We start from the raw sequence: 24,157 nt of genomic DNA on the forward strand, positions 1-24,157 counted from the left end.
CGTCGCGCATCAGCTCTTGCCGATCGCGATCTTCAGGGTGGTCAGGCTGTGCTGATAGAGCGAGGCGGCGAGTTGGTAGTCCGACTGGTTCTCGCCGGCCTTCATCATCTCGTCCTCGAGGTTGACGCCGTTGCCGCTCGGGCGGACCTCGAAGCCCTTGGCGCGCTTTGAATCGGCCCCGACCGTCTGACCGGCGGGCGCCATGTGGCCCGGGCTCGTCAGCGTCAGGCCGGTCGCGGTGGCGGCCAGCGTACCGGTCGCCCGGTCGAAGCGCGGCTCCACGAGGTCGCGGGGCTTGAACCCCGGCATGTCGGCATTGGCCACGTTCTCGGCGATCACGCCCTGGCGCGCCTGCGCCCATTGCATCCGCGTGCGCAGCATGCTCAGCACGGGCAGATCGGTGAGAGCCAAGGTCGCCTCCGGGATGGCGTGGCCGCGCCGGAACGAGCGGGCTCGGCAAAATCTGCCGTGCGCATGGTTAACGGTGCGTTAAGCCCGCGATCGGGGACGACCGGTCTGCGGATCGGCCGCGGGATCGCGGCAGCCTTTGCGGCGGACGAAGGACCGTCCGGCCTCGGATCCGCTGACCCGGCGGCTTATCCCCGACCTACTGTCTTGATCGCGCTCAATTAAAAGGTCTGTTAACGAACTCTTAACGTCGTTTGCCTTGCCGCCCCCCCGGCGTGGTATGGACAAGTCCGTGCCGGCGCGCACCCGCGGCGGTCGGAACCTGCGAGTGCGTAACCTTGCGATGGCTACAATCCGTGTTCGGCTCTGACGGCTCCCCTATCATCCAGTACATCGTGATCTTCGCCGTCATCTTCACGGCGCTCGCGGCTATCGTGTTCACGGTGCGTCGGCTCACCGGCCGGAGCCTGGCGCTGCCGGGGCGTTCCGGAGGCCGTGGGCGCCAGCCGCGGCTGGGGATCGTCGACGTGTACGAACTCGACCGCGCCCGGCAGCTGATCCTGCTGCGCCGGGACAATGTCGAGCACCTGCTGCTCGTGGGCGGCCCCAACGACGTCGTGGTCGAGCGCAACATCCAGCGCGGCCAGCGGCCGTTGCCCGAAGCGTCCATCCGGCCGGAGTCGGCCTCCGAGCCGCTGGACGAGCCGCTCCCGGATCCCCTCGTCCAGGGCGGTCGCCTGCCCGAACCGCCCCGGGTCCTGCCCGAATCCGGCGGGCGCCGCGCGGAACCGCTGTTCGATCCGGGCTTCGAGATGCCGGTGGTCGTGCCGCCGCCGGTCCCGCGCTCCGCCGCCGCTCCGCCCATCACGCTGCCCCTCGATGCGGCGTTGCTCGGCGGCGACGAGCCCGGTCAGGATGTTTCCGCCCCCCTGACGGCCGCCCCGCCCCCGCCCTCACCCGACCTGCTGGTGCCGCCGCCGGTGGAACTGCCCGCGCCGCCGGCGCGCGAGCCGACGACGCCGCGGCGGATCCTCAGCCGGACCGCGCCGCCGCTGGTCGAGCCGCGGCCCGGTCCGGCCTCCGAGCGCAAACCCGACGGGTCCGCGGTCGAGGCGGAGCCCGCCCGTCCGGCGCCGAGCCTCGCGGTCCCGTCCGAGCGCAAGTCCGTCGATCCGGGGGTCCTGTCCGACATGGCGCGGCAGCTCCAGGCCGCCCTGTCTCGGTCGTCTTCGGCCGTGACGCCGCCGCCGCCCGTGCCATCGCCCGCCGTGCCGGAGGGCGTCGATCCGCTCGCCGCCGCGATGGCGAGCGCGCCGCTCGATCCAGCGTCGCCGCCGGTGTCGCCGCCGGTTGTTCCGCAGGAGGCCCCGCCGCCGCCGGCGCCGGTCCCGCCCAAACCCGTGCTGCCGCCCGCGATGCCCAAGGCCGCCCCCGTCCCGCCGCCGCCTTCTTCCGCGCCGCCCGAAGCGAAGTCTGCCGGCAATCCGTTCTCCGTGGAGGAGATCGAGGCCGAGTTCGCGCGCCTCCTGGGTCGTCCCCTCGACAAAAGGAGCTGAACGTACCCGTTTCGGCCGAGCCGTCGCGCGGCCGGGGTCGCAGGTCGCAGGTCGCAGGCCGACGTAACGATCCGTCGGTCTCGGCGCTGCCCGGCACGGTTCCGACCGAACTTTCCCAGCCGGTTTTCGAGGGCGGCAGACGCGGCGATTGACGTTTGGTTAACCGTCTTCCCGGACGCTCGGCCTCCGAGGAGATCGCAATGCTCGCGCTGGATGCTGAAACGGCTCACCGGAGCCGCGCGTACCGGACATTCAGGCTCGACCGGGCCGGGCGCGTCCGCGCGGCCGAGATCCTGTCCGCCGAGGACGACACGCAGGCGCGCCGCCGCGCCCGGGCGATGGTTCAGCGCGACCCGATCGAGCTGTGGGAGCGGACCCGGTTTCTCGGGCGCTTCGAGCCGGTCGTGCAGGGGGGCGCCGATCGTCCGGCGCCCTGAGGCCGGCCTCGGCCGGACCGCGCGGCGGAGTCTCCGCGGCGGCGTGACCGGTCAGCGATCGGCGGTTTCCGGCATCGCGAGGACGGCCAGGAAGCTGAGGATCGCGGCGCCCGACAGATAGAACCCGACGAATCCGATCCCGCCATAGGCCGCGAGTTCCTGCGCGATGTAGGGCGCGCCCGAGGCGCCCAGGATCCCCGCGAGATTGTAGGTGACCGAGGCGCCGGTGTAGCGCACCCGCGTCGGGAACAGTTCGGGCAGCACGGCGCCCATCGGCCCGAACACCCAGCCCATCGTCAGGAGGCTGAGGCAGAGGAAGCCCAGGACGGGCGGCCACGTGCCGCTGCCGGCGGCGTGGCCCAGCATCGGCCCCATGAGGAAGCCCAGCAGGAACGTCACGGCCATGCCGGAGAGCAGCACCGGCCTGCGTCCGAAGCGGTCGGCCGCGGCACCCGACACCACGGTGCCGAGCGCCATGAAGCAGACCGCGATGCACTCGAACAGCAGGAAGGTCGGCCGGCTGTACCCGAGCGTGCCGGTGCCGAAGCCGAGGGCGAATACGGTGGAGAGGTAGAACACCGCGTAGACCGCCACCATCGCGAAGGTGCCGACCAGGACGGCGCGCCCATGCTGGGTCAGCATGGTGGCGAAGGGTACGCGCTCCGGCCGCGCCTCGCTGAGCGCCGCCTTGAAGGCCGGCGTCTCGGTCAGCTTCAGACGGACGTAGAGACCCACTCCGACCAGGACGGCCGAGGCCAGGAAAGGCAGACGCCAGCCCCAGGCCTGGAAGCTTTCGGGGGACAGGCCGAAGCTGAGGGCGAGGAAGCCGAGATTGGCCAGGATGAAGCCGACCGGCGCGCCGAGCTGCGGAAAGATGCCGTACCACGCGCGCCGGCCCGGCGGCGCGTTCTCGACCGCCAGCAGGGCGGCGCCGCCCCATTCGCCGCCGAACCCGATGCCCTGGCCGCAGCGCAGGATGCAGAGCGCCGCCGGCGCCCACCAGCCGGCGACCGCATAGGTCGGCAGGCAGCCGATCAGGACCGTGGAGAGGCCCATGATCAACAGGGAGGCCACCAGGGTCGCCTTGCGGCCGACGCGGTCGCCGAAATGCCCGAACAGGGCCGCGCCCACCGGCCGCGCGAGGAACGCGATCGCGAAGGTCGCGAAGGCGCTGAGCTGCTGCACGCCCGGGGCGCCGGCGGGGAAGAAGACCGGCCCGATCACGAGGGCGGTGGCGGTGGCGTAGATGTAGAAGTCGAAGAACTCGATGGCGGTGCCGACGAAACTCGCGGCGAGAATCCGGCCGGCGCTCGGCGTGGCGTGCGTCGAGCCCGCGGTGTCGATGGTCTGCAACATGATCGGGATGGGAGAGGAGGAATCCGGGTCGGTTGCGGCGCTTTCGCACGGGGCGGCGCGAGCGGATACCCCGGTTTCGGCATGGGCACCCGACATGGGCGCGGAGGTCGCTGTGCGGCGCACCAGCGGCGGCCTTGCGTTCCCCGGTCCCGTTCGCCAAGCTGAACGGCCATATTCCGCGACGGCTGCCGGCCGCGGCGCCGTCCACATCACTTGAGTATTGCGATGAGAGTCACTGTCGAGCGCGCGGCCCTACTCAGGTCGCTCGGCCACGTGCACCGGGTCGTCGAGCGCCGCAACACGATCCCGATCCTGTCGAACGTGCTTCTGCGGGCGGAAGGCTCGGGGCTCCAGCTGCGGGCGACGGATCTCGACATCGAGGTGACCGAGAGCGTGCCGGCCGACGTGGCGGATGCCGGCGCCACCACGGTGCCGGCGCACGTGATCTACGACATCGTGCGCAAGCTCCCCGACGGCGCGCAGGTCTCCCTGGAGACCGGCGGCGAGTCCGGCCAGATGACGATCCGGTCCGGACGCTCGCGCTTCGCCCTCGGCGCCCTGCCGGAGGGCGACTTCCCGGATCTCGCCGCCGGCGAGATGCCGCACGGCTTCGAGATCGCCGCCGCCGACCTGAAGCGGCTGATCGAGAAGACCCAGTTCGCGATCTCCACCGAGGAGACCCGCTACTACCTCAACGGCATCTACCTGCACACGCTAGAGACCGAGGGCGGACCTGTGATGCGGGCCGTGGCCACCGACGGCCACCGGCTCGCCCGCGTCGAGATCCCGGCCCCGCAGGGCAGTGTCGGCATGCCCGGCGTGATCGTGCCCCGCAAGGCGGTCGCCGAGATCCAGAAGCTCCTCGACGACGGCGGCGAGACCGTCGCGGTCGACCTGTCGCCCGCCAAGATCCGCCTGCGCTTCGCGGGTGGCCTGACCCTCATCTCCAAGCTGATCGACGGCACCTTCCCGGATTACCAGCGGGTGATCCCGGCCAACAACGACAAGCGGCTGACCGTGGAGCGCGACGCCTTCGCCAAGGCGGTGGACCGGGTCTCGACGATCTCGTCGGAGCGCGGGCGCGCGGTGAAGCTCGGGCTCGCCGAGGGGCGCCTCGCGCTCTCGGTGAACAACCCGGATTCGGGCAGCGCCACCGAGGAGCTCGATGTCGACTACGAGGCCGCCAACCTCGATATCGGCTTCAACGCCCGCTACCTGCTCGACATCACCGCGCAGCTCGAGGGCGACACCGCACTGTTCAAGCTCGCCGACCCGGGCTCCCCGACCCTGATCCAGGATCGCGAGGGTGCGCCGGCGCTGTACGTGCTGATGCCGATGCGGGTGTGAGTCTGCCGCGGCACGTCCTGGTCCTGCCCTCGTCCTGAGGTGCCGGAGCGTAGCGGAGGCCTCGCAGGAGGTCTCCAGATGGCGACACGGGTTCTGGAGCACTCCTTCGAGGCCCGCCGACGCGGGCACCTCGGGATGCGGTAGTTGGATGGGATGTCAGACAAGAAGGGACGGTTGAGCGCGGTGCGGCTCGACCTCCGGGTTTCCCGATGAGCGATGTCCTCGATCCGCGGGTCGAGCCCAACGGGTCGGATCTGCGCGTCACACGCCTGATCGCCCGTGATTTCCGCAACCACGCCGATCTCGAGCTCACCCCCGGGGCGCGGTTCGTGGCGCTGGTCGGGGAGAACGGCGCGGGCAAGACCAACCTGCTCGAGGCGATCTCGCTGTTCGTGCCGGGAAGGGGTCTGCGCCGGGCGGAATTCGCCGCGATGGCGCGCAACGGCGGTCCGGGGGGCTTCGCCGTGTCCCTCACCCTCGATCGAGAGGGCTCCGAGCACCGGCTCGGCACGGGGCTGGAGCCGCCGGGCCCCGACGGGCGGACGAGCCGGCTCTGCCGGATCGACGGCGCCACCGCCGCCTCGCCGGTGGCGTTCAGCGAGTTCCTGCGGGTGGTCTGGCTGACCCCCGACCTCGACGGGCTGTTCCGCGGCGCGGCCGGGGACCGGCGGCGGTTCCTCGACCGTCTCGTGCTGGCCGTCGATGCCGCGCACGGCGCCCGGGTCTCCGCGATGGAGAGGGCCCTGCGCTCGCGCAACCGCCTGCTGGACGAGCGCCCCGACGACGACCGCTGGCTCGATGCGGTGGAGCGGGAGGTCGCCGAGTTGGGCGTCGCCGTGGCCCTTGCCCGGCGCGAGACCGCCGAGCGCCTCGACCGGCTGATCGCCGAGACCCGGGACGACGCGCAGCCCTTCCCCTGGGCCTCCATCCGGCTCGAAGGCGATCTGGACGATCTCGTCGCGGTCTGGCCGGCCATCGAGGCGGAGGACCGCTACCGCCTCGCCCTGCGCAACGGTCGCCACCGGGACCGGGCCGCCGGGCGCACCCTGATCGGGCCGCAGAGCAGCGACCTCGTGGTCCGCCACGGTCCCAAGGACGTGCCCGCGGGCACGGCGTCCACGGGGGAGCAGAAGGCGCTCCTGATCGGGCTCGTCCTCGCCCATGCGCGGCTCGTGCGCGCCATGAGCGGCATCGCCCCGCTGATCCTCCTCGACGAGGTTGCGGCCCATCTCGACCCCCGCCGCCGGGCCGGCCTGTTCGAGGCCCTGGAGGCACTCCCGGGGCAGGTCTGGATGACCGGTGCCGACCCGGACGCCTTCGCCCAGGCCGGCGCACGGACCGAGGTGTTGCGGATCGGGGCCTGAGGCGGCCTCAGGCCGCCCGCACCGTGCTCAGGAAGCGGGCGACCTCCGCCCCGAGATGCTCGGACTGGCGCGACAGCTCGCCCGCCGCGCCCAGCACCTGGGCGGCGGCCGCGCCGGTTTCCTCGGAGGCTCTGGCGACGCCGGTGATGTTGCTGGTCACCTCGTCGGTTCCGGCCGCGGCCTGAGAGACGTTGCGGACGATCTCCTGCGTCGCCGCACCCTGCTCCTCGACGGCCGCCGCGATGGTGGTGGCCACCCCGTCGATCTCGCGGATGCGGCTGGCGATCGTCTCGATGGCCGTGACCGCCTGGCCGGTGACGCCCTGGATCTGTCCGATCTGCTGGCTGATCTCCTCGGTGGCCCGTGCGGTCTGGGCGGCGAGTTCCTTGACCTCGGCGGCGACCACCGCAAAGCCGCGGCCGGCATCCCCCGCGCGGGCCGCCTCGATCGTCGCGTTGAGCGCGAGCAGGTTGGTCTGCCCGGCGATGGTCGAGATCAGCCCGACCATGTCGCCGATGCGGGCCGAGGCTTGGCTCAGCGCCTGGACGAGATGCTGCGTCTGATCGGCCTCGCCCACCGCCGACTGGGCGAGCTGGGCCGAGCCGGAAACCTGCCGGCCGATCTCCTGCACCGACGAGCCCAGTTCCTCCGCGGCGGCCGCCACGGTCTGGACATTGGCGGAAGCTTCCTCGGCGGCGGCGGCCACGGTGGTGGACTGGCTGGCCGTCTCGGTGGCGCTGGCCGTCATGGTCTGGGCGGTGGCCTGGAGTTCGGTGGCCGAGGACGAGACCATCCCGACGATGCTGCCGACCGCCCGCTCGAACCCGTCCGCCAGCTCCAGCATGGTGCGCCTGCGCTCGGCGGCCGCGGCCTCGTCGGCAAGCCGCTTGACCTCGGCCTCCTCGGCGGCCTTGCGGGCGACCATGGCCTTGATGCCCTCCACCGCCTTGCCGACGGCGCCGACCTCGTCCTTGCGCGCCGCCTCCTTGATCTCGGCGTCGATCTCGCCCTGCGCCATGCGCTGCAGGACCATGACCAAACGATCGAGCGGGCGAGTGATGCCGACCGTCGCGACGAACACGGCCGCGATCAGTCCGGCGAGCAACCCGAGGGCGCTGACGGTCATCAGGGCGCGGCGGGTGTCGTTGGTCTGGTCGGTCAGGTCGTCCGAGCCCTTCGCCATGTAAGCGCTGATGTCTTCGGCGAGCCTGTTGCCGTCCGCGAGCATGCCGGAAAAGACCGGGTCGATCGCCGAGTGGACCAGCGCGATGGCTTGGTCGTTCTGGTTGGAAGTGCCGAGCCGGCGAACCTCGCTGACGTCCCGGATGTAGCGCTCCATGCGTGCCGCCTGCTCGTCGATGCGCGCCGCGAAGCTCGGTGCGTGCGACCGGAAGACCGGCAGCAGTGCCTTCACCTCAGGCAGGACGGCCTCGAAGCCCTTGTTGGCATTCTGCATCTGGGACGGCTCGGTCTCCGCTATGACCCGGTACACGTAGTAATTGAGCTCGATCATCAGGCGGTTGAGCCGGCGCGCCTCGGCGACGGCGGCCGCCTCGTTGACGATGAAGTGGCTGTACCCGTCGTCGATCTTGGTCATCTGTGACTGTGCATACCAGATGCATCCGCCGACGATCGTGATGATCAGGGTAATCACGGCCACCAGTTTCGGCAGAACCTTAATGTTGGACAAGCGTAACATGGCGGTCGTGCACCCGATCGGACTGGTTGGTCTGTGAAATAATCGATCCCGGAGCATTTGTAAGCATCATACGTAAAAAATCTATTAATACGATGGTGTTATCAAGATACAAACATCGGCAGATTTGAGATTGAAACTTTATAGATGGCGATGTTGTCGAATATCACTAATCTTTTCTCGAATAGGACATCGAGAAAGACAAATCCAAAGCGAATTGGCTGGCCAATCGCGCGAATTGGCGGTTGAAAAGCCCGGATGATGTCCTGCCGGTTTCCCCGCGTCCGGTGACGCCGACCCTCCGAGGGTGCGGCGCCGGACACCATCGGGGCCGCGGATCTGCAGTCGGGGCCGGCCCTTTTCGGCACGTGGGTCGGGCGCCACATAGGAGGCCCGGCGCGCCGCCCGCCCGCTCACGGAACCCACAGCATATGTCCAAGCCCGTCCACGCCATGATCCGCGTCCTCGAGGAGGAGCGCGCGCGCGACTACTATGCCCGCGCCTTCGGCCTGGAGGTCTCCGACCGGTTCGACTTCCCGGACTTCACCCTCGTCTACATGCGGGATCCGGCCTCGCCGTTCGAACTGGAGCTCACGGTGAACAAGGGCCGCGACAAGCCCTACGATCTCGGCGACGGCTACGGGCACATCGCCTTCGTGGTCGACGACGTGGAGGCCGAGCACGCCCGGCACCGGCGCGAAGGCTTCACGGCCACCGACGTCAAGACGCTCAAACACGGGGATGACGTGCTGGCGCGGTTCTTCTTCGCCACCGATCCGGACGGCTACAAGATCGAGGTCATCCAGCGCGGCGGCCGCTTCCTCTGACCGGTCCCGTGCACCCCGCCCTCCCCGACACGCATCCGAGATCCATGCAGGACAAGACCCGCATCGTCTGCATCCGCCACGGGCAATCCACGTTCAACGCCGCGCACAGGCATGGGGGCGGCGATCCCGGCCTCCTCGACGCGCGCCTGACCGAGCTGGGCCACGCCCAGGCCCGGGCCGCGCGGGACCGGCTCCGGTCGGTCCCCTTCGATCTGGTGGTGGTCTCGCCCCTGACCCGGGCGATCGAGACCGCCGCGATCCTGTTCGGCGACCATCCGCGCCGGCCGCGCGTCCTCGTCGAGGTGCTGCACCGGGAATGCCAGGAGAGCAGCTGCGACGTCGGCCGGGCGGCCTCGGAGATCGCCGCGGAGTTCCCGCACCTCGATGTCGGGCACCTGCCCGAGGTCTGGTGGCATGCGGAGCCGGGCTGCGAGGTCGGCGGCTACCCGGTGGAGCCGCGCCCCCTGTTCGACGCCCGGGTCGCGGCGTTCCGCGACTGGCTGCGGGCCCGGCCGGAAGCCACCATCGCGGTGGTCGGGCACGGCACGTTCTTCTACCACCTCACCGGCACGTTCCTGGAGAATTGCGGCTCCATCGAGCTGGATCTCGAGGCGGCGCCCGCGGCGGCCTGATCAGGCCAGCGCCCCGGTCCGCGCGGCGTCCATGCGCTGACGGGCGCCGTCGAGCGCGATCTCCGGAGCCTGTCGGCCGATGGCGAGCGCCTCGTCGAGGATCGCGCAGGCCTGGCTCCAGGTCCCGGCCACGAAGGGCGCGGCGCCTTCGGCCACCTCCGCGGCGCAGCGTGCATCCGTGCCCGCGCGTTGTGCCGCCGTCGCGGTGCGGGACACCGCCGCGGTGAGCGCGCCCTCGCGCCAGCGCCGCGCCTCGGCCGCCGCCTGCGAACGCGCCCCGCCCCGCCACGCGGCCGCGTTCGCCGCCGCCAGGGCCGCGGGCCAGTCCGGCGCGCCGATGCAGGCCTTCGCGTCCTCGACCATGCCGGCGACGGCGCAGAGCGGCGCCAGGATGCGGCGGACACTCTCCAGCGCCAGCGTCCGGGTGCGGGCGGCCTCGATCTCCGGAGCGTCGGCGCTGCCCGACAGCCGCAGCACGAAGGCCATCAGCTGGGGGCGCGCCTCGTCCGGCATGGTGTCGTTGAGCCCGAGGGCGTAGGCGGCGACCGGCCTGGAGAAGCAGGGCGGGCAATCGGCGCTGGAGCGGATCGCCCGGTAGGGCAGGCCCGCGGCCACGATCGCGGCCTCGTTGATGCAGGTCCCGCCGTCCGGGCCGGGGAAGGGATGCGATCCGGCGAGCAGACGCCAGTTCAGGATCGTCTCGAAATCGGGATGCATCAGCGCGCGCTCCGTCTCGGGTGCGCAGCGTGGCACGCCGCGCCCCGGATGGCGAGAACCTTCAGCCGCCGAGCCCGGGCGCGAGGCCGGAGAGCATGGCGGCTCCCAGAACCAGCACGAAGGCGGCGGCGACGAGTTCGAGGCCGCCGAGCGCCAGGAGGCCCGCCTGTCCCCGGCCGCCGGCGAGGCGCAGGGCCGCGCGCTTGGCGAAGACCGCGAGGCAGGCCAGCGCCGTCGTGGTCAGGGCGGTGCCGAGGGCCATCGCCAGAACCGCCAGCACGCCCGCCCCGGGCACGCCCTGCGACACCGCGAAGACCAGGACCAGAACCGCGCCGGCGCAGGGGCGCGTGCCCGCCGCCAGCACCACCCCGGCCCGCTCGCGCCACGTGTCGAGGGTGTCGAGGGCCTGCGGCCCGGGCAGGTGGTTGCAGCCCGGACCGCAGCCCGCACCGAGGGTCGCGAGGCGTCCGGCCTTGCGCCACGTCAGCACCAGCCCGATCAGGGCGACGAGGGCGAAGCTCACGGTCTCGATCAGGGTGCCGGCCCGGGTGATGCTCGCCGCCGTGGCGTTGAGGACCAGGGTGCCGAGGCCGACGATCGCCCCGGCCATGCAGGCCTGGAGCAGCGCGGCGCAGAGGCTCAGCGCGGCGCCGCGCCGGAGCGCCCGCTCCCCCGCCAGGATGTAGCCGGCGATCACCGCCTTGCCGTGGCCGGGACCGGCGGCATGGAACACGCCGTAGGCGAAGGCGAGGCCGACCAGCGGGCCCCAGCTGCCGCCGCCCCGCAGCGCGCCGACCGCCGCGTTCAGGCTGCGGGAAAAGCTCGCCTGCAGCGCCAGGATCACCCCGCCGATCCCCGTGGCGGACGGGGCGGCCTCCCGGAAGCCGATCCCGAAGGGCGAGCGCGGCGGCGGCGCGGAGAGGCCGGGCGCGACGAGCCACGCGATCCCGGCCGCCAGGAGCGCGGCCAGCCCGATCGCCAGGGCCATGAGGCCGAGCCTCAGCCCCAGCCGTCCCGCCCCGGCGGGGGCGACGATCCCGATCCCTACGGACATGCCACGAGAACCCGGCTGGCGAACTGCACCCCGTAGGTCGAGGCGGCGGTGAGCGCCTCGAAGAAGGCCTCGGTCATCCCCGGGGATCCGGCATCGGCCGTCTTCGGCTGCTCGGTCTTCGGGCGGGTCACCGTGGCGGCGCAGCCCTGCGGCGCTCCCGCGAGGGTCGCGGCGTCGGTCCCCTCGGCGAACGAGAAGGCGACGAAATAGGTCGGGTCGTAGACCTCCAGCGCAGCCACGCCCCGCCCCTGCTGGACCGGCGTCTTCAGGGGCAGCAGGAAGGTCATGACCAGCGCCTTGTCCTCCATATGGGCCGCCGGCTCCTTCGGATCGCTGAAGGCCTGCTCCTTGCCGCCGACCTTCAGCTTCGTGAAGTAGCCGAACTCGGCGAGGTTGGCGGTGTTCTCGGCTGCGAGCCCGGCAAGCTCCTCCGGGCTGAGCTTGCCGTCCTTGTTGGTGTCGAGGCCCTGGGTCACGAAGGCCGTGTATTCGGGGTCGAAGCTCCACGTGTCGCGGACGCCCACGAGCTTTCCGCCCTCGTAGACGAGCTGCGCCTTGGCGGTGACCCAGACGTGGGGGTGGGCGCAGGCCGCCGAGGCGGCGCAACCGAGGGCGGCGGCCAGCACCAGGGCGAGCGGTTTCGGGCAGTGCGCGGCGATCAGCATGGAAGGAGGCACGCTCGCGGCGGGAGGAACACGGTCAGGCCGGATCTTCCTCGCGTGCCGGTTGGGCGAAAGCGAGGCGCCGCCCCGTCGCGTGCGACGCTCACTCGCCCCCGTCGAGCCCCATCAATTGGAAGCTCACCCGCAGGTCGTTCGACATCGGGATGTCGAGGCGCTCGCCGTTGGGCAGGCGCTTGAGGAACCAGCGCTCGTAGGTCCAGCGCAGCGCCCGGCTTTCGGCGAGGCGCGTGAAGGTCTGCTGTACGATGCCGGCGAACTCCGGGTCGTCCTTGCGGAACATGATGCCGTAGGGCTCGTAGGAGAGCTTGTCGGGGAGCACCGTGTAGTTCGCCCCGTCCCGCGCGTCCGTGGCGATCAGCCCGTAGAGCAGCACGTCGTCGGTGGCGAAGGCGTCGGCCTTTCCGGCCTTCACCATGGCGTAGGACGCGGCATGGTCGGGCGCCGTCACCACCTGCGCGTCGATCTTCAGCCGGGCGAGCAGGTCGCGCACGGCCTTCTCGTTGGTTGTGCCGGCCGTCACCACCACGGTCTTGCCGCCGAGATCCCGGTAGGAGGCGACGCCCGAGCCCCGCTTCACCAGCAGCTGCGTCGCGCTGATGTAATCCACCGGCGAGAAGGCGACCTGCCTGCGGCGCTCGGCATTGGCGGTGGTCGAGCCGCATTCGAGGTCGATCTTGCCGGAGGTCAGTGCCGGGATGCGCGTCTCGGCGGTGACGGGCTCGTAGCGGATCCTCACCGGCCGGCCGATCGCCGCCTGGACGTCGTCGGCGATCTCGCCGCAGAGGTCGATGGCATAGCCGATCGCCCGGGGGCTGCCGTCCGGCCGCTTGCCTTCCACGAAGGAGAACGGCACCGAACTCTCCCGGTAGCCGAGCACGATCTCCCCGCGCTCGGCGACGCTCCTGAGCGTGCCGGTGAGCACTTCGACGGCGGCTGCGGGCGACACGCCCGCCAGCGCCAGCGCCAGAACCGCGATGAGCCGCATCGTCATCACAGAGCCTCCCAGGCGCACCGCACAAGCTACACCGCACGGGAGAGTGCCAGCGCCCGGCCCCTCCCATCCATCCCCCATCCAGAGGTGCCGAAGCGCAGCGGAAGCCTCGACAGAGCCTTCCGGTCAGCGCCGCGATCCCTGGCGTCCTCCCCCGAGGCCCGCAGACGCGGTCGCCTCAGGATGAGGAGGATGGGTTCGACAGCCGCCCTGCACCCGACATCCCGGCGGGTGCAGATCCCGTAAAACCGGCCCCTACTCTGCCGGCGAGGCCACGGTGCCGACATGGTCGAGGCGCTGGTCGGTGGTGGTGAGCTGCCCCTCCCACTTGGCGACCGCCACGGTGGCGACGCTGTTGCCCAGCACGTTGGTGGCCGAGCGCCCCATGTCCAGGAACTGGTCGATGCCGATGATCAGCAGCAGCCCGGCCTCCGGGATGTTGAAGTGCGCCAGCGTCGCCGAGATGACCACCAGCGAGGCGCGCGGCACGCCGGCCATGCCCTTCGACGTCACCATCAGCAGCAGCAGCATCGTGAGCTGCTGACCCCAGCTCAACGGGATGTTGTAGGCCTGCGCGATGAACATCACCGCGAAGGTACAGTACATCATCGAGCCGTCGAGGTTGAACGAGTAGCCCATGGGCAGCACGAACGACGTGATGCGGTTCGGCACCCCGAACTTCTCGAGGTTCGTCAGCATCTTCGGGTAGGCCGCCTCGCTCGACGCGGTCGAGAAGGCGAGCACGAAGGGCTCCTTGATCAGGTTGAACAGCCGCATGATGCCGCCGCCCCCGAGCATCAGGAAGCCGACGCCCATCAGCAGCGCCCAGAGCACGGCGAGCCCGATGTAGAACTCCACGAGGAACTTGCCGTAGGTCACGAGCACGCCGATGCCCTGCGTGGTGATCGTCGCCGCGATGGCGGCGAACACCGCCACGGGGGCGAACATCATCACGTAGCCCGTGACCTTGAGCATCACGTCGGCCAGGCCCTCGATGCCCTGCGCGAGGAGGCGCCCCTTCTCGCCGAGGGATGCCAGGCCGACGCCGAAGAAGATCGAGAAGACCACGATCTGCAGGATCTCGTTGTTGGCCATCGCCTCGACGGCGCTCTTCGGCACGAGGTGCGTCACGAATTCCTTGAGCGACAGCGAGGCCGCCTTGAGCCCCGTCCCGGCGCCGGCATCGGGCAGCGGCAGGTTCAGGTTCTGGCCGGGCTGCATCAGGTTGACCATGATCAGGCCGAGCATCAGCGAGCAGAACGAGGCGCCCACGAACCAGAGCAGCGCCTTGCCGCCGACCCGGCCGACCGCAGCGGTGTCCCCGAGATGCGCGATGCCGACCACGAGCGTGGAGAAGACCAGCGGCGCGATGATCATCTTGATCAGCCGCAGGAACACGTCGGAGACCAGCGCGATGTAGCCGGCGATCTCCTTGGCGGTCTGCGGATCGGGCCAAGTGATGCTGCAGGCGTAGCCGACGGCGATTCCGAGGAGCATGCCGACGAAGATCATCGTCGTGAGTCTCGACCCTGCCATCGGTACTGCTCCTCGCCTGAGCCCGGGATGATCGAGCATTTCAATTCGTTAACGTGTCGCAGGAACTGCGCCGCACGCAAGCCCGGCCGGGGCGCGTTACTGGCGTGGTCGACTGTTTTCGCGCGACGCTCGGGCGGCGATGAAACCTGTGGCCGGTGTGCTACGGCTGCGGTACGAGACTTGCCCCGCCGCGCCACCTGCGGTTCCCGTAGGCGGCACGAGAAACCTGCGCGCGCGAGAGTTCATGGACGTCTTCGTACAGCAGTTGATCAACGGGCTGACGCTCGGCTCGATCTATGGCCTGATCGCCATCGGCTACACGATGGTGTTCGGCATCATCGGCATGGTGAACTTCGCTCACGGCGACGTCTTCATGGTCTCCTGCTTCATCGCGCTGATCACCTTCCTGCTGTTGACCGTGTGGCTCGGGGTCAGCTCCATCGCCCTGGCCTTCCTGGTGGTGCTGGTGGTCGCCATGGTGCTCACCGCCCTGTGGGGCTGGGCGATCGAGCGCGTCGCCTACCGGCCGTTGCGCGGCTCGTTCCGGCTGGCGCCGCTGATCTCGGCGATCGGCGTCTCGATCTTCCTGTCGAACTTCGTTCAGGTGGTGCAGGGCGCGCGCAACAAGCCGACGCCGCCGATGCTGTCGGGGGGCATCACCCTGTTCGAGCGGGACGGCTACGCGGTGTTCCTGGCCTGGAAGCAGGTTCTGATCATGGCGGTCACCGCCGTGCTGCTCACGGGCTTCTGGTATCTCGTCCAGCGCACGCCCTTCGGCCGGGCGCAGCGCGCCTGTGAGCAGGACCGCAAGATGGCGGCGTTGCTGGGCATCGACGTCGACCGCACGATCTCCCTGACCTTCGTGCTCGGCGCCGCGCTGGCGGCCGTCGCCGGCGTCCTCTACCTCATGTATTACGGCGTCGTGTCGTTCTCGGACGGGTTCGTGCCCGGCGTGAAAGCCTTCACGGCGGCGGTGCTCGGCGGCATCGGCTCCCTGCCCGGCGCGGTTCTCGGCGGCCTGATCATCGGCCTGATCGAGACCTTCTGGTCCGCCTACTTCTCCATCGAGTACAAGGACGTCGCCGCCTTCTCGATCCTGGCGATCGTCCTGATCTTCATGCCCTCGGGCATCCTGGGCCGGCCCGAGGTCGAGAAAGTCTGATGGCCCGTTCTCAGGCTGCGCTTCCCGACTCCGCGATGGCCGGCATCCTGCGCGACGCCGCCCTGTACGCCCTCGTCACCTTCGGCCTCTGCGTGCCGATCATCGCCTACCGCACCGATCCCGGGCCCGGGACCGAGCTGGTGCTCGTTCCGCGCTGGGGACTGGTGGCGGCGCTCTGCGCAGCGATCTTCGTGGCGCGGCTCGTCCAGCGCCTCGTGCTGCTGCGCCGTGACGCCCGGCGGGCGCTGACCCCCTCCCCGTCCCAGGCCACCGAGGCGGTCCACGGCGAGCCGGATGCGGGCCAGAAGACCTCGAAGGTCGGGCTCTATCTGTTCATCGGCATCGCCCTGACGCTGCCGATGATCGCGGCGGCGGCCACCGGCGGCCTGTCCTCGGCGCGCTACTGGATCGACCTCGGCATCCTGATCCTCACCTACGTGATGCTCGGCTGGGGCCTGAACATCGTGGTCGGCCTCGCCGGTCTCCTCGATCTCGGCTACGTCGCCTTCTACGCGGTCGGTGCCTATTCCTACGCCCTGCTCTCGACCACCTTCGGCCTGTCGTTCTGGGTCTGCCTGCCGCTGGCGGGCCTGTTCGCCGGCCTGTGGGGGATGATCCTCGGCTTTCCCGTGCTGCGCCTGCGCGGCGACTATCTGGCCATCGTCACCCTGGCCTTCGGCGAGATCATCCGCCTCGTCCTGATCAACTGGACCGACGTGACCGGCGGCGGGGCGGGCATCTCGTCGATCCCGCGGGCGACCTTCTTCGGGATCCCGTTCACGGCGGGCGACGACGGGTTCGCGGCGACCTTCGGCATCCCGTACGATTCGATGCACCGGCTGGTCTTCCTGTACTACCTGATCCTCGGCCTCGCCCTGATCACGAACTTCGTCACCCTGCGCCTGCGCCGCCTGCCGATCGGGAGGGCCTGGGAGGCGCTGCGCGAGGACGAGATCGCCTGCCGCTCCCTCGGCATCGACACCACCGCCACGAAGCTCACGGCCTTCGCGCTGGGGGCGGCCTTTGGGGGCGTCGCCGGCTCGTTCTTCGCCGTGCGCCAGGGCTTCATCAGCCCGGAGAGCTTCAACTTCCTCGAGAGCGCCATCATCCTGGCGATCGTGGTGCTGGGCGGCATGGGCAGTCAGGTCGGCGTCGCGATCGCCGCGGTGGCGATGGTCGGCGGGCCGGAGATGCTGCGCAACCTCGGCTTCCTGAAGGCCGTGTTCGGCGAGGGGTTCGATCCCAGCGAGTACCGCCTGCTCCTGTTCGGGCTGGCCATGGTGGCCATGATGGTCTGGCGCCCGCGCGGCCTGATCTCGGAGCGCATGCCGTCGGTGTCGCTCGGCGAGCGCCGCGCGGTCTCGGGCGCCCATGTGAGCGAGGGGCACGGCTGATGGCGGCCTCACCCCTCGCCCCCCCGGTGCTCACGGTCGAGCACCTGACCATGCGGTTCGGCGGCCTCACCGCCGTCTCCGACCTGTCCTTCGCGGCGCAGCGCGGCGACATCACCGCGCTGATCGGCCCGAACGGGGCCGGCAAGACCACGGTGTTCAACTGCATCACCGGCTTCTACAAGCCCACCGAAGGCATGCTGACGCTGGCGCATGCCGACGGCACCGCGCACCTGCTGGAGCGGCTGCCCAACCACAAGGTCAACCGCACCGCCCGGGTGGCCCGCACCTTCCAGAACATCCGCCTGTTCCAGGGCATGACGGTGCTGGAAAACCTTCTGGTCGCCCAGCACGCCCCGTTGATGCGCGCGTCGGGCTACACCATCCTGGGCTTGCTCGGCCTCAAGACCTACCGGGACGCGCAGGAGGCCGCGATCGAGCGCGCCAAGGCGTGGCTGACGCGCATCGACCTGATGGCGCGGGCCGACGATCCGGCGGGCGCCCTGCCTTATGGCGCGCAGCGGCGCCTGGAGATCGCCCGGGCGATGTGTACGGACCCGGTCCTGCTCTGCCTCGACGAGCCGGCTGCCGGCCTCAACCCCCGGGAATCGGCCGAGCTGAACGGCCTCCTGCGCCACATCCGGGACGAGCACGACACCTCGGTGCTGCTGATCGAGCACGACATGTCGGTGGTGATGGAGATCTCCGACCACGTGGTCGTGCTGGATTACGGCGTGAAGATCGCCGATGGCTCTCCCGCCGAGGTGCGGGCCGACCCGAAGGTGATCGCCGCCTATCTGGGTGTGGAGGACGAAGAGGTGGAGGCCGTGGAGGCCGAGGTCGGGATCACCGTGCCGCACGCGGACGAGACCCATACGGGAGCCTCGGCATGAGCGTCGCCGGCATCAACGTCCTGGTCGAGGAGACGCGGGCGATCCAGGCGGGCCGCAAGCCGCCGCTCCTCGCGGTGCGCGACGTCTCGACCTATTACGGCAGCGTCGCCGCCCTGCGCGGCGTCGATCTCGACGTCGCCGAGGGCGAGATCGTCACGCTGATCGGCGCCAACGGCGCCGGCAAGTCGACCCTGATGATGACGATCTTCGGCAGCCCCCAGGCGCGCTCGGGGACGATCACCTATGACGGGCGCGACATCACCCGGATGCCGACGCACGCCATCGCCCGGCTCGGCATCGCCCAGTCGCCGGAGGGCCGCCGGGTCTTCCCGCGCATGACGGTCTACGAGAATCTCCAGATGGGCGCCGCCCTCCATGACGGGCGCTTCTTCGCCGAGGATCTGGAGAAGGTCTGCACCCTGTTCCCGCGGGTCAAGGAGCGCCTGAACCAGCGTGCCGGCACCATGTCGGGCGGCGAGCAGCAGATGCTGGCCATCGCCCGGGCGCTGATGAGCCGCCCGCGCCTGCTGCTCCTCGACGAGCCGTCGCTGGGCCTCGCGCCGCTGGTGGTGAAGGGCATCTTCGACGCGATCCGTGAACTCAACCGGACCGAGGGCATGACGATCTTCCTCGTCGAGCAGAATGCCTACCACGCCCTCAAGCTCGCCCATCGCGGCTACGTGCTGGTCAACGGTCGGGTCACCATGAGCGGCACCGGCCGCGCGCTGCTCGACGACCCGAACGTCAAGGCCGCCTATCTGGAAGGGGGCCATGCCGGCCCGGTCGGGGCATGAGCGCGCTGCAGGGAATCCTCTACGAGGAGCCGTCGGCCTGGCTGTTCCTGCTCGTCACCGTGGTGATGGGCGGCTGGGCCGGCTGGATGGCGGCCCGCGGCATCGCCCGGGGTTGGCGGCCGTTCTGGCACTGCGCCCTGGCGCTGCTTCTGGTGGCGGCTGCCGTGCGCTTCATCCACTACGCCCTGTTTTCGGGCACGCTGCTCTCGCTGCACTACTATGCGGTCGACGCGGTCGTCGTCATGATCATCGGCGCGGCGGGCTTCCGCTACACACGGACGCGCCAGATGACGAGCCAGTACCGCTGGCTCTACGAGAAGACCTCACCGCTGACATGGCGCGCACGGGCGCCCGAAGCGGACGAGGTCCGATGAGTGCGGCCGGATCCGCACGTGCGGTCCTGACACTTAGGGGTAGTACGCGATGAGATCGATTCTGCTGGCCGGGCTCGCCCTCGGCGCGATGGTGGCGGCCGCCCAGGCCGCCGAGGTCAAGCTCGGCGTCGCCGCGCCGATCACCGGCAACAGCGCCGCCATCGGCGCGCAGCTCAAGAACGGCGCGAGCCAGGCGGTCGAGGACCTGAACAAGGCCGGTACCCTCAAGGGCACGACGCTCACCGTCACGGTGGGCGACGACGCCTCCGACCCGAAGCAGGGCGTCTCGGTGGCCAACAAGTTCGCCAGTGAAGGCGTGAAGATGGTCGTCGGCGACTACAATTCCGGCGTGTCGATCCCGGCCTCCGACGTCTACCTCGACGCCGGCATCATCCAGGTCACGCCGGCCTCCACGAACGTGAAGTTCACCGAGCGCGGCATGTGGAACACGTTCCGCACCTGCGGCCGCGACGATCAGCAGGGCGCGGTGGCGGGCAATTACCTGGCCGAGAAGTTCAAGGGCAAGAAGATCGCCTTCGTCCACGACAAGACGCCCTACGGCAAGGGGCTGGCCGACGAGACCCTGAAGGCGCTCAAGGCCAAGGGCGGCAAGGAGGTCATGTACGAGGGCATCAACCCGGGTGAGAAGGACTACTCTGCGCTCGTCTCCAAGCTGAAGTCGGCCAATGTCGACGTGGTCTATTTCGGCGGCTACTACACCGAGGCCGGCCTGATCCTGCGCCAGATGCGCGATCAGGGCCTGAAGGCGCCGATGATGGGCGGCGACGGCATGGTCGATCGCGAGCTCGTGGCGATCGCCGGTCCCGCGGCCGAGGGCACGCTGACCACCTTCCCGCCGGACGCCCGCAAGAACCCGAACGCCAAGGCGGCGCTGGCCGCGTTCAAGGCCAAGAACATCGATCCGGAGGGCTACACGCTCTACTCGTACGCGGCCGTGCAGGTCCTGGCCAAGGCGATGGCCGAGACCGGCTCCAGCGACGGCAAGAAGCTGGCCGACTGGCTGCACCAGGGCAAGCCGGTGGACACGGTGGTCGGGCCGATCGCCTACGACAAGAAGGGCGACATCACCCGGCCCGACTACGTCATGTACGAGTGGAAGAAGGGGCCGGACGGCAAGATCGACTACAGCGGCAATGAGCTGACGAAGTAAGCCGCGGCCACGAACCGGGTTTCCAGTCCGACGCCGTCTCCCGATACCGCGGGGGGCGGCGTCGTCGTTTTCTATGCCGTGGATTCGTCAGCTTTCCGGGCGGATCCGTCCTCCGCACCGCGTGCGTACGCCTAAGAAGTGTGCATGATGCCGCCGGCGCGAGCGTGAGGCCGGCTCAGCGCTTGGGAGGAGGCCATGGGGACGGCAGGGACCGCGTCTGCAGACGTGCGCAGCAGCTTGGCCGCGACGTGTCCGTACTCAGCCGCAGGCCTGTGCGGCACGGCAGCCCTTCTCCCGGCACCATCATTGCAAAGGCGTCGCCCGAGCGGGCGGGCCCGCGTACCCCGCCGCCGGCCGACACGATTCGGCCCGATCCAGGAGTTCCGTACCGATGCAGTCTGATATCGCTCGCCGCGGCCTTGCCGCGGCGCTGGGCCTGACCCTCGCCCTTGCTCCGATGAGCCTGCGGGCGGAGGAGCTGACCGGCACCCTCAAGAAGGTGAAGGACGCCAACGCCATCGTCATCGGCTATCGCGATGCCTCCGTCCCGTTCTCCTATCTCGGCGGCGACCAGAAGCCGGTCGGCTACGCGATGGACATCTGCTACAAGATCGCCGACGCCGTGAAGGCCAAGCTCAACCTCCCGAACCTCGAGGTGAAGCTCAACCCGGTGACCTCCGCCACCCGCATCCCGCTGATGGCGAACGGCACGATCGATCTCGAGTGCGGCTCGACGACCAACAACGCCGAGCGCGAGAAGCAGGTGTGGTTCACCAACTCGCACTTCCTGACCGCGACCCGCTACGTCTCGAAGAAGTCGGCCAACCTGCACACGATCGAGGACCTGAAGGGCAAGACCGTCGTGTCGACCTCGGGCACCACGAACATCAAGCAGATCAACGAGGCCAACACGGAGCGGAAGCTCGGCCTGACGATCCTGCCGGCCAAGGACCACGCCGAGGCGTTCCTGATGGTCGAGACCGGCCGCGCCGCCGCCTTCGTGATGGACGACGTGCTGCTCGCCTCGCTCGCCGCCTCCTCGAAGGACCCGTCCGCCTACGAGATCTCCACCGAAGCCCTGTCGAAGCCTGAGCCCTACGGCATCATGCTCCGCAAGGACGACACGGAGTTCAAGAAGGTCGCGGACGACGCCACCGCCAAGCTCTACACGAGCCCCGAGGGCAAGGCGCTCTACGACAAGTGGTTCACGAAGCCGATCCCGCCGCGCAACATCAACCTCAACCTGCCGATGAGCGCGGAGATGAAGAAGCAGTTCACGACCCCGATCTCGAGCCCCGACCCGGCGGCCTACTGAGATCCGTTCGGTTCGCTTTCATGCCATGATGCGCACCGCGGGCTCCCGCCCGCGGTGCGTCTCTGTAAGTTCACAGTAGAAGCGGCGCGATGAACTACAACTGGAACTGGCGGATCTTCTTCGACGCCTCGCCGGAGGGCACCGGCACGTATCTCGACATGCTGCTCTCGGGGCTCATGTGGACGATCACGACCGCGCTCTGCTCCTGGGTGATCGCCTTCTTCCTGGGCTCCCTGATCGGCGTGCTGCGGACCCTGCCGTCGAAGACCGCGAACACCGTCGGTACCGCCTACGTGGAATTGTTCCGCAACGTGCCGCTGCTGGTGCAGATGTTCCTCTGGTACTTCGTGCTGCCCGAAGTGGTCCCGACCCGGATCGGCGACGCGATCAAGCAATTGCCCGACGCGCCGTTCTACACGGCGGTGGTGTGCCTCGGCTTCTTCACCGCTTCGCGCGTCGCCGAGCAGGTCCGCGCCGGCATCCAGGCGCTGCCGCGGGGCCAGCGCATGGCCGGCACCGCCATGGGCTTCACGACCTATCAGACCTACCGCTACGTGCTGCTGCCCAACGCCTACCGGATCATCCTGCCGCCGATGACCTCGGAATTCCTCAACAATCTCAAGAACACGTCGGTGGCGCTGACCATCGGCCTGCTGGAGCTGACCGCCCGGGCCCGCTCGATGCAGGAATTCTCGTTCCAGGTGTTCGAGGCGTTCACGGCGGCGACGATCCTCTACGTGATCATCAACCTCGTGGTGGTCACGGCGGCGACCTTCCTGGAGAAGGCGGTCGCCATCCCCGGCCAGCGCTGAGGGCCGCCCGCTTCCGTTCCGCCACCCCGCCCGACGGCCACCGGTAACAGGCCCCGATGCTCTCGAATTTCGACTTTTCCGTCATCGTCTCGTCCCTGCCCTACCTGTTCGGTCAGGGCATGGTCTTCACCGTGACGCTCACCGCCATGGCCGCCGTGGGCGGGGTGATCATCGGCACGCTGCTGGCGATGGCGCGCCTGTCGGGCATTCCCGGCCTGTGGCACCTCGCCAAGGGTTATGTCGAGCTGTGCCGCTCGCTCCCGCTGGTGCTGGTGATCTTCTGGTTCTACTTCCTGGTGCCGTATATCGGCGCCTACGTGACGGGGGCCTCGACGCCGATCCAGGTCGGCGCCTTCCCGTCCGCCCTGATCACCTTCATGGCCTTCGAGGCGGCCTACTTCTCGGAGATCATGCGGGCCGGCATCCAGTCGATCCCGAAGGGCCAGACGGCGGCCGCCCAGGCGCTCGGGATGAATTACTGGCAGACCATGGGCAACGTGATCCTGCCCCAGGCCTTCCGCAACATGCTGCCGCTGCTGCTGACCCAGACCATCATCCTCTTCCAGGACACGTCGCTGGTCTACGTGCTGTCGCTCACCGACTTCATGGGCGCCGCCTCGAAGGTCGCCCAGCGCGACGGACGCCTCGTCGAGATGTATATCTTCGCGGCGGTGGTTTATTTCGTGATCTGCTTCTCGGCCTCGTTCCTGGTGCGCCGCCTGCAGCGCCGCGTGGCCATTATCCGCTGACCGACACTGGAGACCGTGCCATGACCTCGTCCCCGATGCCGGCTCCCACCGCCGCCGAACCTGTCGCCGATGCCAGCCACGCGCCCAAGGATGCCGGCCTGCAGTCGGGCGGCCTCATCGCCGGCGCGCCCGTCGTCGCGCCCGGCGAGACGATGATCGCCATCGACAACATCAGCAAATGGTACGGCGACTTCCAGGTGCTGACGAACTGCACCACCAAAGTCGCCAAGGGCGAGGTGGTGGTCGTCTGCGGTCCTTCGGGCTCGGGCAAGTCGACCCTGATCAAATGCGTCAACGCCCTGGAGCCCTTCCAGAAGGGCCAGATTACGGTGGCCGGCACCAAGGTCGCCGACAAGGCGACCAATCTGCCCAAGCTCCGCTCGCGGGTCGGCATGGTGTTCCAGCATTTCGAGCTGTTCCCGCACCTGTCGATCACCGACAACCTCACCATCGCCCAGCGCAAGGTGCTCGGCCGCAGCGCCGAGGATGCCAAGAAGCGCGGGCTCGACCTTCTCGCCCGGGTCGGCCTCGGCGCCCACGCGAACAAGTTCCCCGGCCAGCTCTCCGGCGGCCAGCAGCAGCGCGTGGCCATCGCGCGGGCGCTCGCCATGAACCCGGTGGTGATGCTGTTCGACGAGCCGACCTCGGCGCTCGACCCCGAGATGGTCGGCGAGGTGCTCGACGTGATGGTCGAACTCGCCAAGGAAGGCATGACCATGATGGTCGTGACCCACGAGATGGGCTTCGCCCGCAAGGTCGCCGACCGGGTGATCTTCATGGATCGCGGCGAGATCGTCGAGGACGCCAAGAAGGAGGAGTTCTTCGGCAGCCCCCGCTCAGAGCGGGCCCAGACCTTCCTGTCGAAGATCCTGCAACACTGAGTGGGAGCGCT

General features: G+C 69.6%; 24 protein-coding genes. 16 read left to right on the forward strand and 8 right to left on the reverse strand.

The features are described 5' to 3' along the window. Positions 1–9 precede the first annotated feature (9 nt). Positions 10–411 (reverse strand): flagellar basal body rod protein FlgB, encoded by a 402-nt coding sequence (flgB, locus tag BM396_RS14580; protein WP_043351493.1) that lies wholly within the window; start codon positions 409–411, stop codon positions 10–12. Between the two features lie 353 nt (positions 412–764). Here flgB and BM396_RS14585 point away from each other — a divergent pair, with 353 nt between their 5' ends. Both BM396_RS14585 and BM396_RS14590 read left to right on the forward strand, forming a co-directional pair. Beyond that, positions 765–1,964 carry a hypothetical protein gene (locus tag BM396_RS14585; RefSeq protein ID WP_043384895.1) on the forward strand — a complete coding sequence of 400 codons (1,200 nt, stop codon included), beginning with the start codon at positions 765–767 and terminating at the stop codon, positions 1,962–1,964. Positions 1,965–2,164: 200 nt separating this feature from the next. Further along, positions 2,165–2,401: a hypothetical protein gene (locus BM396_RS14590; RefSeq protein ID WP_043384899.1), complete on the forward strand. Its 237-nt coding sequence runs from the start codon at positions 2,165–2,167 to the stop codon at positions 2,399–2,401. Between the two features lie 51 nt (positions 2,402–2,452). On the opposite strand, the gene BM396_RS14595 is transcribed toward BM396_RS14590, so the two are convergent. After that, positions 2,453–3,757, reverse strand: coding sequence for an MFS transporter (locus BM396_RS14595; protein ID WP_051044800.1), 1,305 nt, complete (start codon positions 3,755–3,757; stop codon positions 2,453–2,455). A gap of 225 nt (positions 3,758–3,982) precedes the next feature. On the opposite strand from BM396_RS14595, the gene dnaN reads away from it, so the two are divergent. Together dnaN and recF are read left to right on the forward strand one after the other, a co-directional pair. Further along, entirely contained in the window at positions 3,983–5,104 is a 1,122-nt protein-coding gene (gene dnaN, locus BM396_RS14600) for a DNA polymerase III subunit beta (RefSeq protein ID WP_043384901.1), read from the forward strand. Positions 5,105–5,313: 209 nt separating this feature from the next. Further along, positions 5,314–6,468, forward strand: a complete 1,155-nt coding sequence (recF, locus tag BM396_RS14605; protein WP_051045120.1) for a DNA replication/repair protein RecF — start codon at positions 5,314–5,316, stop codon at positions 6,466–6,468. Between the two features lie 7 nt (positions 6,469–6,475). On the opposite strand, the gene BM396_RS14610 is transcribed toward recF, so the two are convergent. Next, positions 6,476–8,167 carry a methyl-accepting chemotaxis protein gene (locus BM396_RS14610; protein ID WP_043384904.1) on the reverse strand — a complete coding sequence of 564 codons (1,692 nt, stop codon included), beginning with the start codon at positions 8,165–8,167 and terminating at the stop codon, positions 6,476–6,478. Between the two features lie 428 nt (positions 8,168–8,595). Between BM396_RS14610 and BM396_RS14615 the strand changes: the two genes are divergently transcribed. Together BM396_RS14615 and BM396_RS14620 are read left to right on the forward strand one after the other, a co-directional pair. Beyond that, complete coding sequence (locus BM396_RS14615) at positions 8,596–8,991, forward strand: VOC family protein (protein ID WP_043384907.1); 396 nt, start codon at positions 8,596–8,598, stop codon at positions 8,989–8,991. Positions 8,992–9,035: 44 nt separating this feature from the next. Continuing rightward, positions 9,036–9,623 (forward strand): histidine phosphatase family protein, encoded by a 588-nt coding sequence (locus BM396_RS14620; RefSeq protein WP_043384910.1) that lies wholly within the window; start codon positions 9,036–9,038, stop codon positions 9,621–9,623. On the opposite strand, the gene BM396_RS14625 is transcribed toward BM396_RS14620, so the two are convergent. From BM396_RS14625 to BM396_RS14645, 5 genes are all read right to left on the reverse strand, one after another. Further along, positions 9,624–10,340 carry a hypothetical protein gene (locus tag BM396_RS14625; RefSeq protein ID WP_043384913.1) on the reverse strand — a complete coding sequence of 239 codons (717 nt, stop codon included), beginning with the start codon at positions 10,338–10,340 and terminating at the stop codon, positions 9,624–9,626. Positions 10,341–10,401: 61 nt separating this feature from the next. After that, positions 10,402–11,394: a nickel/cobalt transporter gene (locus tag BM396_RS14630; RefSeq protein ID WP_043384916.1), complete on the reverse strand. Its 993-nt coding sequence runs from the start codon at positions 11,392–11,394 to the stop codon at positions 10,402–10,404. Beyond that, complete coding sequence (locus BM396_RS14635) at positions 11,385–12,059, reverse strand: DUF1007 family protein (RefSeq protein WP_043384919.1); 675 nt, start codon at positions 12,057–12,059, stop codon at positions 11,385–11,387. Before BM396_RS14635 ends, BM396_RS14630 begins: the two co-directional genes overlap by 10 nt. A 100-nt stretch (positions 12,060–12,159) precedes the next feature. After that, positions 12,160–13,068, reverse strand: coding sequence for an amino acid ABC transporter substrate-binding protein (locus BM396_RS14640; protein WP_043384922.1), 909 nt, complete (start codon positions 13,066–13,068; stop codon positions 12,160–12,162). 255 nt (positions 13,069–13,323) lie between these two features. After that, positions 13,324–14,604, reverse strand: coding sequence for a dicarboxylate/amino acid:cation symporter (locus BM396_RS14645; protein ID WP_043356732.1), 1,281 nt, complete (start codon positions 14,602–14,604; stop codon positions 13,324–13,326). Between the two features lie 244 nt (positions 14,605–14,848). Here BM396_RS14645 and BM396_RS14650 point away from each other — a divergent pair, with 244 nt between their 5' ends. The 10 genes from BM396_RS14650 (at position 14,849) to BM396_RS14695 (ending at position 24,146) form a co-directional block, all read left to right on the forward strand. Further along, entirely contained in the window at positions 14,849–15,766 is a 918-nt protein-coding gene (locus BM396_RS14650; RefSeq protein ID WP_020094234.1) for a branched-chain amino acid ABC transporter permease, read from the forward strand. Beyond that, a complete protein-coding gene (livM, locus tag BM396_RS14655; RefSeq protein ID WP_043384925.1) occupies positions 15,766–17,160 on the forward strand; it encodes a high-affinity branched-chain amino acid ABC transporter permease LivM in 1,395 nt (464 codons plus the stop codon). Before BM396_RS14650 ends, livM begins: the two co-directional genes overlap by 1 nt. Beyond that, positions 17,160–18,050, forward strand: a complete 891-nt coding sequence (locus BM396_RS14660; protein WP_043384928.1) for an ABC transporter ATP-binding protein — start codon at positions 17,160–17,162, stop codon at positions 18,048–18,050. The genes livM and BM396_RS14660 overlap by 1 nt, the downstream gene beginning before the upstream one ends. Continuing rightward, the gene (locus BM396_RS14665) at positions 18,047–18,844 is read left to right on the forward strand and encodes an ABC transporter ATP-binding protein (protein WP_043348611.1); all 798 of its coding nucleotides are present in this window, start codon (positions 18,047–18,049) and stop codon (positions 18,842–18,844) included. Before BM396_RS14660 ends, BM396_RS14665 begins: the two co-directional genes overlap by 4 nt. A gap of 5 nt (positions 18,845–18,849) precedes the next feature. Further along, entirely contained in the window at positions 18,850–19,218 is a 369-nt protein-coding gene (locus BM396_RS14670) for a DUF6867 family protein (RefSeq protein WP_043348619.1), read from the forward strand. Positions 19,219–19,267: 49 nt separating this feature from the next. Beyond that, complete coding sequence (locus BM396_RS14675) at positions 19,268–20,389, forward strand: branched-chain amino acid ABC transporter substrate-binding protein (RefSeq protein WP_043348612.1); 1,122 nt, start codon at positions 19,268–19,270, stop codon at positions 20,387–20,389. A 391-nt stretch (positions 20,390–20,780) separates the two neighbouring features. Beyond that, positions 20,781–21,704 carry an amino acid ABC transporter substrate-binding protein gene (locus BM396_RS14680; RefSeq protein WP_043384931.1) on the forward strand — a complete coding sequence of 308 codons (924 nt, stop codon included), beginning with the start codon at positions 20,781–20,783 and terminating at the stop codon, positions 21,702–21,704. A gap of 89 nt (positions 21,705–21,793) precedes the next feature. Further along, positions 21,794–22,516 (forward strand): amino acid ABC transporter permease, encoded by a 723-nt coding sequence (locus tag BM396_RS14685; RefSeq protein ID WP_043348617.1) that lies wholly within the window; start codon positions 21,794–21,796, stop codon positions 22,514–22,516. Positions 22,517–22,572: 56 nt separating this feature from the next. Beyond that, positions 22,573–23,265 carry an amino acid ABC transporter permease gene (locus BM396_RS14690; protein WP_043384934.1) on the forward strand — a complete coding sequence of 231 codons (693 nt, stop codon included), beginning with the start codon at positions 22,573–22,575 and terminating at the stop codon, positions 23,263–23,265. A gap of 152 nt (positions 23,266–23,417) precedes the next feature. Further along, a complete protein-coding gene (locus tag BM396_RS14695) occupies positions 23,418–24,146 on the forward strand; it encodes an amino acid ABC transporter ATP-binding protein (RefSeq protein ID WP_043385028.1) in 729 nt (242 codons plus the stop codon). Positions 24,147–24,157 lie beyond the last annotated feature (11 nt).

It is taken from the genome of Methylobacterium sp. UNCCL125 (assembly GCF_900116795.1).
In the GTDB taxonomy this organism is placed as follows: Bacteria; Pseudomonadota; Alphaproteobacteria; order Rhizobiales; family Beijerinckiaceae; genus Methylobacterium; species Methylobacterium fujisawaense.

Bases quoted from the DNA above. Each gene is read 5' to 3' on its own strand.
- BM396_RS14590 (WP_043384899.1), top strand. From the start codon at position 2,165: ATGCTCGCGCTGGATGCTGAAACGGCTCACCGGAGCCGCGCGTACCGG.
- BM396_RS14595 (WP_051044800.1), bottom strand. From the start codon at position 3,757: ATGTTGCAGACCATCGACACCGCGGGCTCGACGCACGCCACGCCGAGC.
- dnaN (WP_043384901.1), top strand. From the start codon at position 3,983: ATGAGAGTCACTGTCGAGCGCGCGGCCCTACTCAGGTCGCTCGGCCAC.
- recF (WP_051045120.1), top strand. From the start codon at position 5,314: ATGAGCGATGTCCTCGATCCGCGGGTCGAGCCCAACGGGTCGGATCTG.
- BM396_RS14610 (WP_043384904.1), bottom strand. From the start codon at position 8,167: ATGTTACGCTTGTCCAACATTAAGGTTCTGCCGAAACTGGTGGCCGTG.
- BM396_RS14615 (WP_043384907.1), top strand. From the start codon at position 8,596: ATGTCCAAGCCCGTCCACGCCATGATCCGCGTCCTCGAGGAGGAGCGC.
- BM396_RS14620 (WP_043384910.1), top strand. From the start codon at position 9,036: ATGCAGGACAAGACCCGCATCGTCTGCATCCGCCACGGGCAATCCACG.
- BM396_RS14625 (WP_043384913.1), bottom strand. From the start codon at position 10,340: ATGCATCCCGATTTCGAGACGATCCTGAACTGGCGTCTGCTCGCCGGA.
- BM396_RS14630 (WP_043384916.1), bottom strand. From the start codon at position 11,394: ATGTCCGTAGGGATCGGGATCGTCGCCCCCGCCGGGGCGGGACGGCTG.
- BM396_RS14635 (WP_043384919.1), bottom strand. From the start codon at position 12,059: ATGCTGATCGCCGCGCACTGCCCGAAACCGCTCGCCCTGGTGCTGGCC.
- BM396_RS14640 (WP_043384922.1), bottom strand. From the start codon at position 13,068: ATGACGATGCGGCTCATCGCGGTTCTGGCGCTGGCGCTGGCGGGCGTG.
- BM396_RS14645 (WP_043356732.1), bottom strand. From the start codon at position 14,604: ATGGCAGGGTCGAGACTCACGACGATGATCTTCGTCGGCATGCTCCTC.
- BM396_RS14650 (WP_020094234.1), top strand. From the start codon at position 14,849: ATGGACGTCTTCGTACAGCAGTTGATCAACGGGCTGACGCTCGGCTCG.
- livM (WP_043384925.1), top strand. From the start codon at position 15,766: ATGGCCCGTTCTCAGGCTGCGCTTCCCGACTCCGCGATGGCCGGCATC.
- BM396_RS14660 (WP_043384928.1), top strand. From the start codon at position 17,160: ATGGCGGCCTCACCCCTCGCCCCCCCGGTGCTCACGGTCGAGCACCTG.
- BM396_RS14665 (WP_043348611.1), top strand. From the start codon at position 18,047: ATGAGCGTCGCCGGCATCAACGTCCTGGTCGAGGAGACGCGGGCGATC.
- BM396_RS14675 (WP_043348612.1), top strand. From the start codon at position 19,268: ATGAGATCGATTCTGCTGGCCGGGCTCGCCCTCGGCGCGATGGTGGCG.
- BM396_RS14680 (WP_043384931.1), top strand. From the start codon at position 20,781: ATGCAGTCTGATATCGCTCGCCGCGGCCTTGCCGCGGCGCTGGGCCTG.
- BM396_RS14685 (WP_043348617.1), top strand. From the start codon at position 21,794: ATGAACTACAACTGGAACTGGCGGATCTTCTTCGACGCCTCGCCGGAG.
- BM396_RS14690 (WP_043384934.1), top strand. From the start codon at position 22,573: ATGCTCTCGAATTTCGACTTTTCCGTCATCGTCTCGTCCCTGCCCTAC.
- BM396_RS14695 (WP_043385028.1), top strand. From the start codon at position 23,418: ATGATCGCCATCGACAACATCAGCAAATGGTACGGCGACTTCCAGGTG.